Source organism: Lysobacter oculi (genome assembly GCF_003293695.1).
Lineage (GTDB): Bacteria > Pseudomonadota > Gammaproteobacteria > Xanthomonadales > Xanthomonadaceae > Solilutibacter > Solilutibacter oculi.
The window spans coordinates 1281064-1298864 of the sequence record NZ_CP029556.1; the positions used below are offsets into that span (position 1 = coordinate 1281064).

The window sequence follows — 17801 nt, forward strand, 5'->3', positions numbered from 1 at the left end:
TCAATACTTCTGCTTGGGCCGCCTGGCCGGTTGACCGCGCGGCGGCCGTGCTGGGGCGGCATCGTCCTCATCGACCAGCCGGAAGTCGATCTTGCGTTCCTCCAGGCTCGCCTTCAGCACCACGATGCGCACGCGGTCGCCGAGGCGGAACTGGCGGCCACGGCGCTCGCCGGTCAGCGTCTTGCGGATGGCGTCGAAGTGGTAGAAGTCGTGCGGCAGCTGGGTCACGTGGACCAGCCCGTTGACCTTGGAATCGTCCAGCTCGACGAACAGCCCGAAGCTGGTGACGCCGCTGATCACGCCGTCGAATTCGCCGCCGACGTGCTTCTCCATCCACGCCGCGCGGTAACGCTCGTCCACCTCGCGCTCGGCTTCATCGGCACGGCGTCCGCGTTCCGAACTCTGCAGCGAGAGCTGGTCCATGTCGCGCGCGCTGTAGCGGAAATCATCGGCCCGTCCGCCACCGATCGCATGCTTGATGGCGCGATGCACCAGCAGGTCGGGATAGCGGCGGATCGGCGAGGTGAAGTGCGCGTAGCTCTCCAGCGCCAGCCCGAAGTGGCCGACGTTGCTCGGCGAATACACCGCCAGCGACTGGCTGCGCAGCAATACGGATTCGATCAGCGCGGCGTCGGCGCGTTCGCGCACCTTGTGGATGAGCGCGGTGAAGTCGCGCGGATGCACCTTGCTCCACGGCGGCATCGACAGCTTGAATTCCTTCAGGAACTCCTGCAGGTCGGCGTACTTCTGCTCCGGCGGGCGCTCGTGGATGCGGAACGGCGCGGGGATGCCGCGTGCCAGCAGGAATTCCGCCGCTTGCACGTTGGCCGCGATCATGCATTCCTCGATCAGCTTGTGCGCGTCGTTGCGCTGGAGCATGCCGGCCTGGGTGACTTCGCCGCGGTTGTCGAGGACGAAGCGCACCTCGCCCGACTCGAACTCGATCGCGCCACGCGCCTCGCGTGCCTTCGCCATCTGCCGGTAGAGCTGGTGCAGGTGGCGCACATGCCCGAGCAGCGGGCCGATCTTGGCTTCCGCCGCCTCGCGGTCTTCGTCGGGGATGCCCTCGCCCACCACGTTCCACACTTCGGTGTAGGTCAGGCGGGCGTGCGAGTTCATCACCGCCTCGTAGAACTCCGCCGACTGGGTGACGCCGTGGTTGTCCAGCTGCATGTCGCAGACGAAGCACAGCCGGTCCACCTTCGGGTTGAGCGAGCAGATGCCGTTGGACAACGTCTCCGGCAGCATCGGCACCACGAAACCGGGGAAGTAGACCGAGGTCGCACGCTTCTGCGCCTCGTCGTCCAGCGGCGTGCTGGGACGCACGTAATGCGAGACATCGGCGATCGCCACCACCAGCCGCCAGCCGCCGCGGGTGCGTTCGCAGTAGACGGCGTCATCGAAATCCTTGGCGTCCTCGCCGTCGATGGTGACCAGCGGCATCGCGCGCAGGTCCACGCGGGTGGCGGCGACGGCAGCCGGCACTTCCAGCGGCACGGCGGCGGCTTCCTCCAGCACCTCCTGCGGGAATTCGTGCGGGATGTCGTGGCCGTGGATCGCCGCTTCCACCACCAGCGACGGCGTCAGCTTGTCGCCCAGCACCGCGACGATGCGGCCGATCGGCGGGCGGCGCGCATCCTGGGCCTGGGTGATCTCGGCGACGACCAGCTGGCCGCGCTTCGCGTTGTTGCGCTCAGCCTCGGGGATCATCACGTTGCGCTGGATGCGGGCGTCGTCCGGCACCACGAAGCCGACGCCGGCCTCCTCGTCATAGCGGCCGACCAGGCGGGTGACGCGGCGCTCCAGCACCTCGACGATGGCGCCTTCGCGGCGGCCACGGCGATCCATGCCGGTGACGCTGGCCAGCACCCGGTCGCCATGCATCACCTTGCGCATCTCGGCCGGCGGCAGGAACAGGTCCTCGCCACCGCCCGCGTCCGGGCGCAGGAAGCCGAAACCTTCGGGATTGGCGATGACCGTGCCCGGCATCAGGTCGAGCTGCGCGGCCGGCGCGAACGCCCCGCGACGGTTCTGCAGCAACTGGCCATCGCGCACCATCGCGCCGAGGCGGCGGTCGAGTGCTTCGCGGCGGTCGGGCGCGGTCAGGCCGAGTTGCTGCGCCAGCGCGTCGGCGGCCATCGGGCCATCGGCCTCGGCCAGCACCTGCAGGATGAAATCGCGGCTGGCGATGGGCTCGGCGTAGCGCTGGGCCTCGCGGTGGTGGTTGGGATCCTGCATCGGGCGCTTGCCCGGCTTGCCCACCTCGCCCGGTGCCCAGCCCTTGCGTGCCGGCGCCTTGCCGGGCTTGCCGGGCCCACCGCCGCGCGCGGGCTTGGCCAGATGCTCCGGCAACCACGGCGCCGCGGCCTTCGCCGGCTTGCGCTTGGCGCCGCCTGCGGGCGTTGCCGGGGCTTGGGTGGCCTTGGGTGTGCGATGGCCGGGCTTGCCGGCGCTGTTGCCCGGCGAACGCGGGCCCTTGCTGGAGGTTTTCTTCATCCCGCCATCGTGGCACAGGCCGGGTGATCGCTCCGCGGAAGACGGGCAAAAAGAAACCCCCGATCGCTCGGGGGTTTCTCATGTCTGGTGCCCAGGAGAGGACTCGAACCTCCACGGTTTTACCCGCTAGTACCTGAAACTAGTGCGTCTACCAATTCCGCCACCTGGGCAGGTGGGCGCGTATCTTGCTTGTTGGCCGGGCGGATGTCAACGGTCTTCCCGCTTCATCCCCGTGCGTGGTGACGCGCGGCCGCCGCCCGATGACGGCACCGCCTAGAATCACCGCTTGTTTTCCACGCAAGCACCGATGAGCAGCAACGACCTGACCCGCCCCGCCTTCCACGGTTTCGAGCAGATCCCCCTGCGCGAGTACGCCGAGCGCGCCTACCTCGACTATTCGATGTACGTGGTGCTCGACCGCGCCCTGCCCTTCATCGGCGACGGGCTGAAGCCGGTCCAGCGCCGCATCATCTATGCGATGAGCGAACTCGGCCTCAACGCCGGGTCCAAGCCGAAGAAATCCGCGCGCACCGTGGGCGACGTCATCGGCAAATACCACCCGCATGGCGACAGCGCCTGCTACGAGGCGCTGGTGTTGATGGCGCAGCCGTTCTCCTACCGCTATCCGCTGATCGAAGGCCAGGGCAACTTCGGTTCGCCGGACGACCCGAAATCCTTCGCGGCGATGCGCTACACCGAGTCCAAGCTGACGCCGATCGCCGAAGTGCTGCTGGGCGAACTGGGCCAGGGCACGGTGGACTGGGATCCCAACTTCGACGGCACGCTGGAAGAGCCGACGTGGATGCCGGCGCGCCTGCCGCACCTGCTGCTCAACGGCACCACCGGCATCGCGGTCGGCATGGCCACCGACGTGCCGCCGCACAACCTCAACGAGGTGGTGAGCGCCTGCATCCGCCTGCTGGAGGATCCCGATGCCTCGGTCGCCGACCTCTGCGAGCACATCCTCGGGCCGGACTATCCGACCACCGCCGAGATCATCACCCCGGTCGCCGACCTGCGCACGATCTACGAGACCGGCAACGGCGGCGTGCGCGTGCGCGCGACCTACGCGAAGGAGAACGGCAACATCATCATCACCGCGCTGCCTTACCAGGTGTCGCCGTCGAAGGTGATCGAGCAGATCGCGCAGCAGATGCGCGCGAAGAAGCTGCCGTGGCTGGAGGACATCCGCGACGAATCCGACCACGCCACGCCGGTGCGCATCGCGCTGGTGCCGCGCAGCAACCGCGTCGACATCGACCAGCTGATGGGCCACCTCTTCGCCACCACCGATCTGGAGAAGAGCTACCGCGTCAACATGAACGTGATCGGGCTCGATGGCCGGCCGCAGGTGAAGAACCTGAAGATGCTGCTGTCGGAGTGGCTGCGCTTCCGCCAGGACACCGTGGTCCGCCGCCTCAAGCACCGGCTGGAAAAAGTCGAGCGCCGCCTGCACCTGTTGGAAGGCCTGTTGACCGCCTTCCTCAACCTGGACGAGGTGATCCGGATCATCCGCAGCGAGGACGAGCCGAAGCCGGTGCTGATGGCGCGTTTCGCGCTCAGCGACGACCAGGCCGACTATATCCTCGACACCAAGCTGCGCCAGCTGGCACGGCTGGAGGAAATGAAGATCCGTGGCGAGCAGGACCAGCTCGACAGCGAGCGCGACCGCCTGATCGCGACGCTCGGCAGCAATGCCAAGCTCAAGAAACTGATCAAGGAAGAACTGCTGGCCGATGCGAAGAAGTTCGGCGATGCGCGGCGTTCACCGCTGGTCGCGCGCGTGGCGGCGCAGGCGCTGGACGAAACCGAACTGGTCGCCAGCGAACCGGTGACGGTGGTGATGAGCGAAAAGGGCTGGGTACGCGCGGCGAAGGGCCACGATGTGGATGCCGCCGCGTTGTCCTACCGCGATGGCGACGGCCTGCTTGCCGCGGTCAAGGGCCGCAGCAACCAGCAGGTCGCGTTCCTGGATTCCGCCGGCCGCAGCTATTCCACCGCCGCGCACACGCTGCCTTCGGCGCGTGGCAATGGCGAGCCGCTGACCGGGCGCTTCTCGCCGGCGTCGGGCGCTTCGTTCCGCGCGCTGGCCAGCGGCGACAACGACATGCGCCTGGTGCTGGCATCGAGCGAGGGCTACGGCTTCGTCACCCGCTTCGAAAACCTGACCGGCCGCAACAAGGCGGGCAAGGCGATGATCTCGCTCGGCAACGGCGCCGACGTGCTGCAGCCCGCTCCCGCGACGAAAGTGGAGAGCGACCGCATCGTGATCGCCACCAGCGCCGGCCATGTGCTGGCCTTCCCGCTGGCCGACCTGCCTGAGCTCGACAAGGGCAAGGGCAACAAGCTGATCGAAATCCCCAAGGCCAAGCGCGGCACCGAGAAGGTGGTCGCGGTCGCGGTGATCCCCGAAGGCGGCAAGCTGCAGGTGAAGTCCGGTGCCCGCACCATGACGCTGTCGTGGAAGGAACTGGACGAATACCTGGGCGCGCGCGCCTCGCGGGGCAGCCTGTTGCCGCGCGGCTGGCAGAAGGTGGATGCGCTTTCGGCGGAAGGCTGATTGTTGACGCAGGCCGCGCACGCAACGGGGGCGGCATCGGGATTTCCAACACGGGAGTGATCGGATGAAACGCGTGACCGGCATCGGCGGCATCTTCTTCAAGGCGAACGACCCCAAGGCGCTGTCGGCCTGGTATCGCGACCATCTGGGGCTCGACGTCACCGAATGGGGCGGCGCGATCATCAAATGGGGCGGCGAAGGCTCGGAATCGGGCCTCACCGTGTGGAGCCCGTTCGCCGCCGACACCGATTACATGCAGCCGGGCATCGCCTCGTTCATGGTCAATTTCCGCGTCGAAGACGTGGACGCGCTGCTGGCGGCCCTTCGCGAGGAAGGCTGCAACGTGATGGACAAGACCGACAGTTCCGAGCAGGGCAAGTTCGGCTGGGTGATCGACCCCGAAGGCAACAAGATCGAACTCTGGCAACCCGCCGCGGGCATGTAGGCCGCGACATGGACGCCGCTTACTGGCAAAGCCGCTGGCAGCGCGGCGAAACCGGCTGGCATCGCGATTAGGTGATGCCGCTGCTGCAGAAGCATTGGCCGGCGATTGATCCGCTGCCCGGTGCGCGCGTGGTAGTGCCGCTGTGTGGAAAGACGCTGGACATGCCGTGGCTGGCCGCGCGGGGACATGGCGTGTTGGGTATCGAAGTCGCGGCGGAAGGCATCGCGGCGTTCTTCGCCGAACAGGGTCTGGACGATGACGCGGTCGATACGCCGGCCGGGCAGCTGCATCGTGCGGGCGCCATCGACATCCTCCAGGCCGATGTGTTCGAAATCGATGCCGCCACGCTCGCCGACTGCCGGCATGTCTACGACCGCGCCGCACTCATCGCGCTGCCGCCCGAACTGCGCCGCCGCTATGCCGACACGTTCTACGCGCGGCTGCCTTCGGGTTGCCGTGGCCTGCTGATCACGCTGGAGTATCCGCAGCACCAGAAGGCCGGCCCACCGTTCTCGGTCAGCGAAAACGAGGTGCATGCACTGTTTTCGCCGGGCTGGGATGTTACGCTGCTGGAGCGGCGCGACATCCTTGCGCAGCAGCCCGCCTTCGTCGCCGAAGGCGTGGGCGCCCTGCACACGACCGTCTATCGGCTCGACAAACGCTGACGCGAAGCCTCAGGCAGTCGCCGCGTTGTGCACCCCCGCCACCGCGCGTCCCGAGGGATCCGCCGCCGCCGAGAACGCCGCATCCCATTCGATCGCCGCCGGTGATGAGCAGGCGATCGACTTGCCGCCCGGCACCGTGCGCGCGCAGCCTTCGCCCGGAAATTCGCGTTCGAACAGGCGGCGATAGAAATAGGCCTCCTTGCTCTGCGGCGGGTTGTGCGGGAAACGCTGCGCGGCCATGGCGAATTCGGCATCGCCCACCTGCGCTTCGGCGTGCGCCTTGAGGCCGTCGATCCAGCCGTAGCCGACGCCGTCGCTGAACTGCTCCTTCTGCCGCCACAGGATCTCGTCGGGCAGAACGCCTTCGAAGGCCGCGCGCAGCACGTGCTTCTCGATGCGCCCGCCCTTCGCCATCTTCGCTTCGGCATCCATCGCCATCGCCACCTCGATGAATTCGCGGTCCAGGAACGGCACGCGCGGCTCCACGCCCCAGGCCATCATCGATTTGTTGGCGCGCAGGCAGTCGTACTGGTGCAGCGCGTCGAGCTTGCGCACCAGTTCCTCGTGGAAAGAACGCGCGTCCGGCGCCTTGTGGAAATACAGGTAGCCGCCGAACAGTTCATCGCTGCCCTCGCCCGACAGCACCATCTTCACGCCCATCGCCTTGATCCGCCGCGCCAGCAGGTACATCGGCGTGGAGGCGCGGATGGTGGTGACGTCGCAGGTCTCGACATGGCGGATGACGTCGGGGATCGCGTCGAGCCCTTCCTCGAAGGTGTAGGTGAAACCGTGGTGCACGGTGCCGAGCGCATCGGCGGCGATCTGCGCGGCCTTGAGGTCGGGCGAGCCCTCCAGCCCGATGGCGAAGGAATGCAGGCGCGGCCACCAGGCTTCCGAGGCGTCATCGTCCTCGATGCGCTGGCGGGCGAACTTCGCGGCGCAGGCGGCGACCAGCGATGAATCCAGCCCGCCCGACAGCAGCACGCCGTAGGGCACATCGCTCATCAACTGGCGATGCACGGCGGCTTCGAACGCCTCGCGCAGGGCGGCCTTCGATACCTGCACGCCTTCGGTGGCGGCGACATCCCGCCATGGCCGCTGGTAATAGCGATGCAGCACGCCGCTGCGCGTGTCGAACCAGTGGCCGGGCGGAAACTGGGCGACGTCATCGCACAGCCGCGCGATTGCCTTCATCTCCGACGAGACCCACAGCCGGCCTTCGACATCGTGGCCCCAGTACAGCGGGCAGATGCCGATGTGGTCGCGGGCGATGATCGCGCGCTGCCGCCGCGCATCCCACAGCACGAAGGCGAACATGCCGTTGAGCCGGTCGAGCCACGCGCCGGCATCGCCCTCGGGATCGCGGGCATGCAGCGCGTTGATCACCTCGCAATCGGAGCCGCTCTGGAAGGCGTAGGCGTCCTCAAGATCCGTGCGCAGTTCGCGGTGGTTGTAGATCTCGCCGTTGACCGCGAGCGCCAGTTGCCCGTCGCCGGAGAGCAACGGTTGCGCGCCGCCAGCGGGATCGACGATGGCCAATCGCTCGTGCACCAGCAGCGCATGGGGATGCTGGTACACGCCGCTCCAGTCGGGCCCGCGATGGCGCTGCCGTGCGGACAGCGAGAGCGCGAGTGGCCGCAGCACGGCGAGATCGCTGCCGGGGCGGAGGTCGATGACGGAAAGGATGGAACACATGGCCGGACTCCTTGTCGTGGGGGTGATGCGTGGTGGTCGGAAACGAAAAAGCCCGCCTTGGAGGGCGGGCTTCAGGAAGGTTGGCGTGGAGAGGACGCGCTAACCGCTGGCCCGCGGGAGGCTGGCGTTATTGCGGTTATTGGCGTTGGCGACCATGCATGCCGGCACCGCCGCGACGTGGGCGGCGAAGGCGTGGGCAGGCGTGCGCGGGTTCATCATGGCCCGAGTGTGCACCCGCGCGCGGACCAAGCGCAATCCCGGGCGGGAACCTTTTCCGCGTCCGCCGCATCCCATGCAGGACAACCGAGGACTCCAGATGGTCAGCCCCGTTCCACGCGACGCAATCGATTACGCGGCCCAGACGCTTGACCAGCTGGTGGTGCTGGCCCGGACCGGCCACCGCGAGGCGTTCCGGCACCTGATGCAAAAATGCAATCAGCGCCTGTTCCGCACCGCCCGCGCCGTGCTCAACGACGATGCCGAAGCCGAGGACGCGCTGCAGTAGGCCTATATCAAGGCCTTCCGTGCGCTGCAGGCCTTTCGCGGCGATGCCGCCGTCACCACCTGGCTGACCCGCATCGTGCTCAACGAGTGCTACGCGCGATTGCGCCAGCGTCATCCCACGGTCGATCTGGACCAGGTCGATGCCGCGCGTGGCGACGCCCGCATCCTTCAATTCCCCACGAGGTTCGGCATGGAAGATCCGGCCAATTCCGCTTCACGCCTGCAGATGCGCGGGTTCATCGAAAACGCCATCGCCGCGCTGCCCGAAGCCTTCCGCGTGGTCTTCGTGATGCGCGACATCGAGGAATGCAGCACCGAGGAAACCGCCGAGGCGCTCGGCATCCTGCCGGAAACGGTGAAGACGCGGCTGCATCGCGCGCGCCGGCAATTGCGCCTGGCGCTGGAGGAATCCGTCGCGTCCTCGCTGGGCGATGCCTTCCCCTTCCTGGGCCCGCGCTGCGCACGCCTGACCGACGCGGTCATGCAGCGCCTGCCCGTTGCCGCACCGATGCCACATCCCACCCACCCCGGAGAACACTGACATGCTCGAGTACGCCCTGATCGTCCTTGCCATCGGCGCCGTTGGCGGCCTCGTGATGGCCACGCGCGTGCTGCGCGGCCAGTTCGCGCCGTGGGCGCTTTCCGTGCTGCATGCCCTGCTCGGCGCGACCGGCCTGGTGCTGCTGATCCTGCTGATGCTGCAGGGCTCACCGCCGCAACGCGTGCTGGTCGGCTTCGGTCTGCTGCTGCTGGCGGCGCTGGGCGGATTCTTCCTCGCCTCCTTCCACCTGCGCCGCACGCTGCCGCCCAAGGCGGTGGTCATCATCCATGCGGGCGCGGCCGGCTTCCTCACCCTGCTCAGCCTGTTCTTCTGAGCGATGGAAGGCCGCCATCCCCTGCATCCGGCGCTGGTGCATTTCCCGGTCGCGTGCTGGTCGCTGGGCACGCTGGCGGATTTCGCCAGCCTGCATTTCGGTGGCGATGCGGCACGGCTGTGTGGCGTGCTGCTGCTCGCCGGCACCGGCATCGCGTTGCCCGCGGCGGCGGCCGGGCTGTACGAGTTCACGCGCATTCCCGCCGGCAGCCCGGCCATGCGCACGGCATGGATACACATGGGCGCGATGCTCACCGCGTTCGTGCTCTACGCCAGCAGCCTGCTGCTGCGCGTCAACCATCTGCATGAGCCGCAGGTCGGCGCGTGGCCGCTCGCGCTGGATGTCGCGGGCTTCATCGCGCTCACTGTCGGCGGCTGGCAGGGCGGCCGCCTCGTCTACCACCACGGCACAGGAACCCGCGCGCCATGCGACTGACCGCGCAGACACCCGCTCCCCAATGCCTGTTGTTCGACATCCGCGGTCAGCGCGTGCAGCTGGGCGGTGCCACCGGACGGCCCGCGCTGGTCAGCTTCTTCCGCGACGCCGCCTGCCCGTTCTGCAACTTCCGCATCTACGAATTCACCCGGCACCACGATGCGCTGTCGAAGCAGGGGCTGGATGTCGTCGCGGTGTTCACGTCGGATGTCGCAGCGGTGAAGCGCTTCGTCGCCCGCACGCCGCGACCCTTCGCGGTGATCGCCGACCCCAGCGGCAACGCGCACCAGGCCTACCGCATCGAGCAGTCGTTGCGCGGCAAGCTGAAGGCGACCCTGACCCGCATCCCCACGTTGCTGCGCGGTCTACGCTTCGTCGGCCTGCACGGCCTCAATACGACCAACATCCTGCCTGCTGATTTCCTTGTCGATGGTCAGGGCAACATCGTCGAAGCCTGGTACGGCCGCGATGCCGGCGACCACATCCCGCTGGCGCGCGTGCATGCGTGGCTTGGGCAGGCAGCGCTGCCGCAGGCGCAAGCCGCCTAGCGGGCCAGCAATCGCTCGCAGAGTGCGCGATACAGCGCCGGCAACGCTTCCAGGTCCACCACGCGCACATGCTCGTCCACCTTGTGGATGCTGGCGTTGACCGGCCCGATCTCGATGCACTCCGCCCCCAGCGGCGCGATGAAGCGCGCATCGGAGGTACCGCCGCCGGTGCTTTCCTCCGGCACATCGCCGGAGATCGCCGCCAGTACCTCGCGCGCGGCGGCACGCAACGGGCCTTCGGCGGTGTAGAACGGCTCGCCGCTGCGATGCCAGTGGATGCGGTAGTCCAGTCCATGCGCGCGCAGGATGTCTTCGCAGGCGGCTTCCAGCTTCGCCGCATCCCAATGCGGGTTGTAGCGCAGGTTGAACAGCACTTCGAGCGCGCCGGGAATCACGTTGTTGGCGTGGTTGCCGGCGTGGACGTCGGTGATCTGCAGCGAGGTGGGCGGGAAGGTTTCGTAACCCTCGTCCCAGCGCCGCGCGGCGAGTTCCGCCAATGCAGGCAGGGCCTGGTGGATCGGATTGCGCGCTTTCTCCGGATACGCGACATGGCCCTGCACACCGTTCACCGTGAGCCTCGCCGACAGCGAACCGCGACGCCCGACGCGCAGCAGGTCGCCGAGGGTCTGCTTCGACGAGGGCTCGCCGGTGATGCACCAGTCGATACGCTGACCGCGCTCGCGGAACAGATCGGCCACCTTGCGCACGCCGTCGATCGCATCGCCTTCCTCATCGGAGGTCAGCAGCAACGCGACGGTGCCCACGTGATCCGGATGCGCGGCGACGAACTGTTCCAGCGCCACCACGAAGGCCGCCACGCTGCCTTTCATGTCCGCCGCGCCGCGCCCGTAGAGCACGCCATCGCGGATCTCCGGCGTGAACGGATCGCTCGCCCATGCGTCCAGCGGGCCCGGCGGCACCACATCGGTATGGCCGAGCAGCACCAGCACCGGCCCGCCTTCGCCATGCGTGGCCCAGAGGTTGTCCACATCGCCAAAGCGCAGCTGTTCGATGTCGAAACCGGCGCGTTGCAGGCGCTCGCCGATCAAGGCCTGGCAACCGGCATCGTCCGGCGTGACCGAGGGCCGCGCGATCAGTTCGCGGGTGAGGTCGAGGACGTCGCTCATCGCCACTCACCCGACTCCGAACAGCTTTTTGAAACCGTTGTCGCTGAAGCCCTGGCTGACGCGGCCATCGTCCATCACCACCAGCGGGCGCTTGATCAGCGCGGGATGTTCGCGCAGCAGCAGCTTCCATTCGGCATCGCTGCCCGGCGTCTTCCGGTTCGGCGGCAACTGCCGCCAGGTGGTCGATGACTTGTTGACCAGCGCATCCCAACCGCCGACCGCCTCCTTCCACGCCAGCAGGGTGTCGGGCGAAGGGGGTGCCTCGCGCACATCGACAAATTGATAGGGAATGTCGAAGCGTTTCAGCCAGTTCTGCGCCTTGCGGCAGGTGTCGCAGTTCTTCAGGCCATGCAGCGTGGTCATGCGCGTCGATCCATGCGGGATGCGGCATTGTCGCCAGTCGCACCGGGCCACGCCAGCACGCCTTCGCTGAACACCATCCCGCGCGAACGTCACGGAGACCGGCGCGGTTCATGCGCGGCCCTCCAGCATGGCCGCATCGCACAGCACAAGGAGAACGCGATGAAGCGCTTCGCCATCCAGACTTCGCTCGCCACCGCCCTGCTCGCCTTCGGCCTGGCCACCGCGCCGGCGATGGCGCAGAGCACGCCGCGCGCGCAGGTGCAGAGCCTCAAGCAGAACATCAAGGCGGATTTCCGCAGCGTCACCTCCAACGTCAAGCAGGATGTGCGCGATCTCAGGAACGGCAACATCCGCGGTGCGCACGAACGCCACAAGCGCGTCCTGCGCGGCGACCATGCCCGCCATCGCGCGGCGGTCCGGCAGTCGCACCAGCGCCGGATGACGGCGGCGCAATGCCTCGCGCGTCACGGCAGGTTCGATTGCCAGCGCCGCGGTTATCGCTACGCGCGTCGCTGATCACGCATCGACATCGACATGCAGAAACGGGCACCTGTGGGTGCCCGTTTTCGTTGCAGCCGCGATGACGCATCAGCCCTTGGGCAGCACGCCCACTTCCAACGCTGTCGGGTACTGCGCGTTCTGGTAGAGCCGGTGTGTGGCCTTGATGAAGTCCGCGTCGGTCGCCTTGTAGATGTTGGGCACGTATTTCTGCGGGTTGCGGTCGATGAAGGGGAACCAGCTCGACTGCACCTGCACCATGATCCGGTGGCCCTTCTTGAAGGTGTGCAGCACGTCGTTGAGCTGGTAGTCCACCGCGGTCGGCCTGCCGGGCACCATCGGCTCGGGCTTCTCGAAGCTGTTGCGGAAGCGCGCACGCATCGGTTCGCCGCGCACCAGCTGCTGCAGGCCGCCACGCGGCTTGCGGCCGGCGGCACGGTCTTCCGCCGAGGTCGGCAGGTCGTCCGGGTAGACATCGATCAGCTTGACCACGAAGTCGGCATCGGTGCCGGTGGTCGAGACCCACAGCTTGGCCTTGATCGGCCCGGCGATGGTCGTGTCCTCGGGCAGCGGTTCGGTCTGGTAGACCAGCACGTCGGGACGCGAGGCGGCGAAGCGCTGGTCGGCGGCGATGTAGTCGCGGCTCCAGCCGGTCATGATCTCGGTGGTGTACGGCACCGGCTTGGCGGGATCGCTCACGTATTCGGCGAAGCCCTTCGCCGCCACCGGCTTGGCATCGAAACGCAGCCCGCCCTGCGGCTGGAAATACAGCGTGCGCATGTCGAGATGCTTCGGCGGCCAGCTGGCGTAGCGCTCCCACTGGTTGGCGCCGGTACGGAACATCCAGGCTTCCGGCAGGTTGGCATCGCCCTCACCCTTCAGGTGTTGCCTGAAGAAGGCGTATTCGACCGGCCGGTAATCCAGCGAGGTTTCGCGCCCGAATTCCGCATCGCCCACCCGCTCGCCCTTGCCGCGCGACCAGCCGCCATGCGTCCACGGCCCCATCACCAAGGTGTTCTGGATGCCGGGATTGTTCTTCTCGATGGCCTGGTAGAGATGCAGCGGGCCGTACAGGTCCTCGGTGTCGAACCAGCCGCCGACGATCATCACCGCCGCACGCACGTTCTTCATCTTCGAAGGCAGGTCGCGCGCCTGCCAGAACGCGTCGTAATTGGGGTGGTTCACCACGTCGTCCCAGAATGCCACCGGCTCGCGGAAGCGCTTCGGCGCATTCGACAGCCCGCCCAGCCGCAGGTAGTAGTCGTAGCCGTCGGGCGTGCCGAAGTCGTAGCGCCTGGGCGAATCCGCAGTCGGCTTGGGACGCGGATAGCCGAAGCCCATGCCGTGGAAGAAACCGTAGGCCATGTTGAGCGTGAACGCGCCATTGCGGTGCATGTCGTCGCCGAGGAACCAGTTGGCGATCGGGGCCTGCGGCGAGATCGCCACCAGCGCGGGGTGCGTGTCGATCGCCGACACCGCGCTGTAATAGCCGGGATACGAAATGCCCATCTGGCCGACCTTGCCGCTGTTGCCCGGCAGGTTCTTCACCATCCAGTCCACCGTGTCCCACGCGTCGGTGTTGTCGTTGACCTTGCCTTCGACCGGACGCATGTTCACGTACTCGCCTTCGGACATGTATTTCCCGCGCACGTCCTGGCAGACGAAGATGAAACCGTCCTTCTCGTAATCGGCGGTCGGGCCGAGCGTGTCTTCGTAGGCACCTTCGCCATAGGGTCCGCAGGCATACGGCGTGCGCTGCATCAGGATGGGATAGGTCTTGCCCGCACCGGCATCCTTCGGCGTGTAGACCACCGTGTGCAGCTTGATGCCGTCGCGCATGGCGATGTCGTATTCGGCCTTGCCGTAATGCGCCTTGATGTAGGCGCTGCGTTCGCGCACCTGCTCAAGGAAGGCGCGCATCTCCGGGCTCGATGCCGCAGCCGGTGCCTGCGTGGCGGCCGCGGCTTTCGGCGCTTCGGGGGCCGTGGTGCGGGTCGGCTGCTGCGCGCAGGCCGCGACGACCAGGCTCAACGCCAGCGGCAGCGCCGCACGGCGGAAGGATGAACCGACAGGCATGGCAGGACTCCCCTTCGACAATCCTGCATTGTTCGCAGGCGGGCCGGCGCCGGCCCCCTGCCAAAGGTCACGACCGGGCGGTATTCAGCTGGCCAATCCGCGCAGCAGGTCGTTGACCGAGGTCTTGCTGCGGGTCTTCTCGTCCACCTGCTTGACGATCACCGCGCAGTACAGCGAATGCGAGCCATCGGCGGCCGGCAGCGAACCGCTGACCACCACGCTGCCCGGCGGCACCACGCCGTAGCTGATTTCCTTCGTTTCGCGGTTGTAGATGCGGGTGGACTGGCCCAGGAACACGCCCATGCCGATCACGCTGTGGTGGCCGACGATGACGCCTTCCACCACCTCCGAACGGGCACCGATGAAGCAGTGGTCCTCGATGATGGTGGGCGAAGCCTGCAGCGGTTCCAGCACGCCGCCGATGCCCGCGCCGCCGCTGATGTGGCAGTGCTTTCCGACCTGCGCGCAGCTGCCGACGGTGGCCCAGGTATCGACCATCGTGCCCTCGCCCACGTGCGCGCCGATGTTGACGAAGCTCGGCATCAGCACCACGTCGCGGCCGATGTGGCAGCCACGGCGCGCCACCGTGCCCGGCACCACGCGCACACCGTCGCGCTTGAACGCATCGGTGTCGTAGCCGTCGAAACGCAGCGGGATCTTGTCCCAGTACGGCGCCGGCACACCGGCCATCACCTGCATGTCGTGGGTGCGGAAGTACAGCAGCACCGCCTTCTTCAGCCATTCGTTGACCTGCCAGCCGCCGTCCACCGGTTCGGCCACGCGTGCGGCGCCGGATTCCAGCAGGTCGATGGCCGCCTCGACATCGGGATGCAGCGCGGCCAGCGATGCGGCGTCCAGTTCGGCGCGGCGCTCGAAGGCGGTTTCGATGCGGCTGCGGAGTGCGGCGTGGGGGGCGTCGGTCATGGCGGGTGTTCTCCGGAATTGCTGGCGAGCAGGGCTTCGCGCAGGGCGTGTTGGCGGGGTTCGTCGAGCGGCAGGTCGCGCTCGTCGGTGATCTGGAAGACGTCTTCGGCGCGCTCGCCGAAGGTGGCGATGCGCGCATCGTGCACGCGCAGGCGATGCGCACGCAGGGTCTGCGCGACATCGGCCAGCAGGCCGGGCCGGTCGGTGCAGACCAGGCTCATCAGCGTGCGGCGTCCGTGGTCGGCATCGACAAACGCCACCTGCGGGCGGATGCGGAAATGCTGCAGGTGGCGCGGCTGGGTGCGGCGCGGCGGGCGCACCTCGGACAGGTCGGCCTTGGACAGGGCATCGCGCAGGCGCTGCTCCACCTGCGCGGCCAAGGCGGGGCGCTGCGGGTCGATGGGCATGCACTGGAAGGTGTCGAAGACGCTTCCGCCCGGCCCGTGCAGCAGCCGCGCCTGCTGGATCGCCAGTCCGGCGCGGTCGAGCGTGGCGACGATGGCGGCGAACAGGCCGTCGCGGTCGGGCGAACGCACGAAGACTTCCAGCACGCCGGCCTCGTCACCGGCCAGCGCGCGTGCGGCGACATGCAAGTCGGCATCGACATCCCGCGCCAGCACGCCGGCCTGCCACGCGACCTGGTCGGGATGCCCGCGCAGGAAACTTTCCTCCGGCATGGTCAGGAACAGCGCGTCGGCCTGGGTCTCGGTCACGCCATGCGCGCGCAGCAGCTCGCGGGTGCTCGCGCGTGTCTCGGCGATGCGCTCGGCGGCGGCCACCGGGTTTTCCAGCCCGCGTCGCAGCGCCAGCCGCGTGGCGACGTAGAGATCGGCCAGCAGCCGGTCCTTCCACGCATTCCACAGCTTGGGCGAGGTAGCGGCGATGTCGGCGCAGGTCAGCAGATAGAGATGGTCCAGATGCTCGCGGTCGGCGACGGTCTCGGCGAAACGCTGCACGACCTCGGGGTCGGCGATGTCCTGTTTCTGCGCGGTCACCGACATCAGCAGGTGCTTGAGCACCAGCCACGCGACCAGTTCGGTGTCGCCCTCGGACAGCCCGTGCGCGAGGCAGAACTCGCGCGCATCGACCGCACCGAGTTCGGAATGATCGCCGCCGCGACCCTTGGCGATGTCATGGAACAGGCCGGCCAGCAACAGCAGCTCGGGACGGCGCAGGCGCGGCCAGACTTCGTGCGCCATCGAGAAGCGTTCGGTGTCCGCGCCCTGCTGGAACAGCGCGAAATTGCCGAGCAGCGCCAGCGTGTGCTGGTCGACGGTATAGACATGGAAGAGGTCGAACTGCATGCGCCCGGTCACCCGCGCGAACGCGGGAATCCAGCGCGCCAGCAGGCCCAGCTGCGACATCCGCTTCAAGGTCTGCACGGCATGGGGATGCTGCAGCAGCTGCATGAAACGGGCACGCAGGGCGTCGTCGGCGTCATGGAAGGCCGGCACCTGCGGCAGCGCTTCGGCCAGCGCGCGCGCCGTGCCGGAATGCAGGCCGGTGGCCTCGGGCAGTTCGGCCCAGGTGGAGAACAGCGCGAACACCTGCGCGGCATCGCCATGCGGCCAGGCCGGATCAGTCGCCGCCAGCCAGCGCCCGCGCAGCTCGAAGCCCTCGCCCAGCGGTTGCGGCGCGGCCTCGCCTTCCAACTCCTCCTCGAAGCGTTGCAGCAGGCGCTCGCCGATCCGCAGCACCAGCGCGGCGCTGCGGTAGAAGCCCTGCATCATCCGCTCGACATCGCCGTTGCCGGCATCCTCCAGACCGTTGAGGCGGGCCGCCAGCAGGCGCTGGTAATCGAAGCGCAGGCGCTCCTCGCGCTTGCCGGCAACCAGGTGCAGGCCCCAGCGCAACTGCTGCAGTTCGCTGGCGGCGCGCAGCATGGTCTCGCGCTCGTCGTGGCCGATCTTGCCCATCGCCTCCAGCGCGGCCAGCCCGCCGATGCCGTACACGCGCATCGCCATCCAGCGCAGCGTCTGCAGGTCACGCAGGCCGCCCGGGCCTTCCTTGATGTTGGGTTCCAGGTTGTCGGCGGTGTCGCCGAAACGGGCGTGGCGGCGGCGCAGTTCCTCGCGCTTGGCCAGGTAGTAGTCGCGCGGCGGCCAGTTGGCCTCGGGGGCGATGGCACCGAGCAAGGCGGCTTCCGCACCCGCTTCGCCTGTCATCCAGCGCGCGTCCATCAACGCGGTCTGGGTAGCGATGTCGACAGCGGCGGCCTCACGGGTCGCGGTCAACGAGCGCACCGCGTGCGAGACCTGCACGCCGGCATCCCACAACATCGCGATGAACGCGGAAATCGCTTCGCCATGGCCCTGTTGCGCGGCCTCGTCGCCCATCACCAGCAGATCGACATCGGACTGCGGATACAGGCTGCGACGCCCGTAGCCACCGACGGCGAACAGCGACAACGCGGCATCGACGGGCATGCACTGCGCCCAGGCTTCGAGGATCAGCGCATCGATGCCATCCGAACGCGCCCGCGACAAGCGGTAGGCGGCCTCGCCCTCATCGAACCGGGTGGCCAGCGCCGCATCCAGCGCGGCCAGACGCGCACGCGCCGATGCGGCCCACGCCTGCATGCCGGCAGCCG

Annotated in this window: 15 protein-coding genes, 1 tRNA gene and 1 pseudogene; 9 read left to right on the plus strand and 8 right to left on the minus strand. The window is 68.0% G+C overall.

Annotation, left to right across the window (positions count from 1 at the left end; genetic code table 11):
• Nucleotides 1-2496, minus strand: coding sequence for a ribonuclease R (gene rnr / locus DCD74_RS06235; RefSeq protein WP_112926556.1), 2496 nt, complete (start codon nt 2494-2496; stop codon nt 1-3).
• An 85-nt stretch (nt 2497-2581) separates the two neighbouring features.
• Nucleotides 2582-2666 (minus strand) — tRNA-Leu (locus tag DCD74_RS06240).
• A 137-nt stretch (nt 2667-2803) separates the two neighbouring features.
• On the opposite strand from DCD74_RS06240, the gene parC reads away from it, so the two are divergent.
• From parC to DCD74_RS06255, 3 genes and pseudogenes are all read left to right on the plus strand, one after another.
• Nucleotides 2804-5056, plus strand: coding sequence for a DNA topoisomerase IV subunit A (gene parC / locus DCD74_RS06245; RefSeq protein WP_112926557.1), 2253 nt, complete (start codon nt 2804-2806; stop codon nt 5054-5056).
• A 64-nt stretch (nt 5057-5120) separates the two neighbouring features.
• The gene (locus DCD74_RS06250; protein ID WP_112926558.1) at nt 5121-5501 is read left to right on the plus strand and encodes a VOC family protein; all 381 of its coding nucleotides are present in this window, start codon (nt 5121-5123) and stop codon (nt 5499-5501) included.
• An 8-nt stretch (nt 5502-5509) separates the two neighbouring features.
• Nucleotides 5510-6166, plus strand: a pseudogene (locus DCD74_RS06255) (thiopurine S-methyltransferase).
• A gap of 9 nt (nt 6167-6175) precedes the next feature.
• Here DCD74_RS06255 and asnB read toward each other — a convergent pair.
• Entirely contained in the window at nt 6176-7861 is a 1686-nt protein-coding gene (gene asnB / locus DCD74_RS06260) for an asparagine synthase B (RefSeq protein ID WP_112926559.1), read from the minus strand.
• 154 nt (nt 7862-8015) lie between these two features.
• Between asnB and DCD74_RS12920 the strand changes: the two genes are divergently transcribed.
• Genes DCD74_RS12920 through DCD74_RS06280 form a run of 5 tightly spaced genes read left to right on the plus strand, consistent with a single transcriptional unit; the run spans nt 8016 to nt 10223 of the window.
• Nucleotides 8016-8366, plus strand: a complete 351-nt coding sequence (locus DCD74_RS12920) for a hypothetical protein (RefSeq protein ID WP_237049670.1) — start codon at nt 8016-8018, stop codon at nt 8364-8366.
• A gap of 24 nt (nt 8367-8390) precedes the next feature.
• Nucleotides 8391-8906, plus strand: coding sequence for a sigma-70 family RNA polymerase sigma factor (locus DCD74_RS06265; protein ID WP_237049692.1), 516 nt, complete (start codon nt 8391-8393; stop codon nt 8904-8906).
• 1 nt (nt 8907) lies between these two features.
• Nucleotides 8908-9240, plus strand: a complete 333-nt coding sequence (locus DCD74_RS06270) for a hypothetical protein (protein ID WP_112926560.1) — start codon at nt 8908-8910, stop codon at nt 9238-9240.
• Nucleotides 9241-9243: 3 nt separating this feature from the next.
• Nucleotides 9244-9675: a DUF2231 domain-containing protein gene (locus tag DCD74_RS06275; protein ID WP_112926561.1), complete on the plus strand. Its 432-nt coding sequence runs from the start codon at nt 9244-9246 to the stop codon at nt 9673-9675.
• Complete coding sequence (locus DCD74_RS06280; RefSeq protein WP_112926562.1) at nt 9666-10223, plus strand: peroxiredoxin family protein; 558 nt, start codon at nt 9666-9668, stop codon at nt 10221-10223. Before DCD74_RS06275 ends, DCD74_RS06280 begins: the two co-directional genes overlap by 10 nt.
• Here DCD74_RS06280 and dapE read toward each other — a convergent pair.
• On the minus strand, nt 10220-11350 hold the full coding sequence (gene dapE, locus DCD74_RS06285; protein ID WP_112926563.1) for a succinyl-diaminopimelate desuccinylase: 1131 nt from the start codon (nt 11348-11350) through the stop codon (nt 10220-10222). The two genes, DCD74_RS06280 and dapE, sit on opposite strands and share 4 nt — an antisense overlap.
• Before the next feature lie 6 nt (nt 11351-11356).
• A complete protein-coding gene (locus DCD74_RS06290; RefSeq protein ID WP_112926564.1) occupies nt 11357-11713 on the minus strand; it encodes a Spx/MgsR family RNA polymerase-binding regulatory protein in 357 nt (118 codons plus the stop codon).
• Nucleotides 11714-11872: 159 nt separating this feature from the next.
• Between DCD74_RS06290 and DCD74_RS06295 the strand changes: the two genes are divergently transcribed.
• Complete coding sequence (locus tag DCD74_RS06295; protein WP_162615921.1) at nt 11873-12229, plus strand: hypothetical protein; 357 nt, start codon at nt 11873-11875, stop codon at nt 12227-12229.
• A 72-nt stretch (nt 12230-12301) separates the two neighbouring features.
• Here DCD74_RS06295 and DCD74_RS06300 read toward each other — a convergent pair whose 3' ends face one another.
• From DCD74_RS06300 to glnD, 3 genes are all read right to left on the minus strand, one after another.
• Nucleotides 12302-14287 carry a CocE/NonD family hydrolase gene (locus tag DCD74_RS06300; RefSeq protein WP_112926566.1) on the minus strand — a complete coding sequence of 662 codons (1986 nt, stop codon included), beginning with the start codon at nt 14285-14287 and terminating at the stop codon, nt 12302-12304.
• Nucleotides 14288-14371: 84 nt separating this feature from the next.
• The gene (gene dapD / locus DCD74_RS06305; RefSeq protein ID WP_112926567.1) at nt 14372-15211 is read right to left on the minus strand and encodes a 2,3,4,5-tetrahydropyridine-2,6-dicarboxylate N-succinyltransferase; all 840 of its coding nucleotides are present in this window, start codon (nt 15209-15211) and stop codon (nt 14372-14374) included.
• Entirely contained in the window at nt 15208-17790 is a 2583-nt protein-coding gene (glnD, locus tag DCD74_RS06310; RefSeq protein WP_112927702.1) for a [protein-PII] uridylyltransferase, read from the minus strand. The genes dapD and glnD overlap by 4 nt, the downstream gene beginning before the upstream one ends.
• Nucleotides 17791-17801: the final 11 nt, after the last annotated feature.

Bases quoted from the DNA above. Each gene is read 5' to 3' on its own strand.
- rnr (WP_112926556.1), bottom strand. From the start codon at position 2,496: ATGAAGAAAACCTCCAGCAAGGGCCCGCGTTCGCCGGGCAACAGCGCC.
- parC (WP_112926557.1), top strand. From the start codon at position 2,804: ATGAGCAGCAACGACCTGACCCGCCCCGCCTTCCACGGTTTCGAGCAG.
- DCD74_RS06250 (WP_112926558.1), top strand. From the start codon at position 5,121: ATGAAACGCGTGACCGGCATCGGCGGCATCTTCTTCAAGGCGAACGAC.
- asnB (WP_112926559.1), bottom strand. From the start codon at position 7,861: ATGTGTTCCATCCTTTCCGTCATCGACCTCCGCCCCGGCAGCGATCTC.
- DCD74_RS12920 (WP_237049670.1), top strand. From the start codon at position 8,016: ATGCATGCCGGCACCGCCGCGACGTGGGCGGCGAAGGCGTGGGCAGGC.
- DCD74_RS06270 (WP_112926560.1), top strand. From the start codon at position 8,908: ATGCTCGAGTACGCCCTGATCGTCCTTGCCATCGGCGCCGTTGGCGGC.
- DCD74_RS06275 (WP_112926561.1), top strand. From the start codon at position 9,244: ATGGAAGGCCGCCATCCCCTGCATCCGGCGCTGGTGCATTTCCCGGTC.
- DCD74_RS06280 (WP_112926562.1), top strand. From the start codon at position 9,666: ATGCGACTGACCGCGCAGACACCCGCTCCCCAATGCCTGTTGTTCGAC.
- dapE (WP_112926563.1), bottom strand. From the start codon at position 11,350: ATGAGCGACGTCCTCGACCTCACCCGCGAACTGATCGCGCGGCCCTCG.
- DCD74_RS06290 (WP_112926564.1), bottom strand. From the start codon at position 11,713: ATGACCACGCTGCATGGCCTGAAGAACTGCGACACCTGCCGCAAGGCG.
- DCD74_RS06295 (WP_162615921.1), top strand. From the start codon at position 11,873: ATGAAGCGCTTCGCCATCCAGACTTCGCTCGCCACCGCCCTGCTCGCC.
- DCD74_RS06300 (WP_112926566.1), bottom strand. From the start codon at position 14,287: ATGCCTGTCGGTTCATCCTTCCGCCGTGCGGCGCTGCCGCTGGCGTTG.
- dapD (WP_112926567.1), bottom strand. From the start codon at position 15,211: ATGACCGACGCCCCCCACGCCGCACTCCGCAGCCGCATCGAAACCGCC.
- glnD (WP_112927702.1), bottom strand. From the start codon at position 17,790: ATGCAGGCGTGGGCCGCATCGGCGCGTGCGCGTCTGGCCGCGCTGGAT.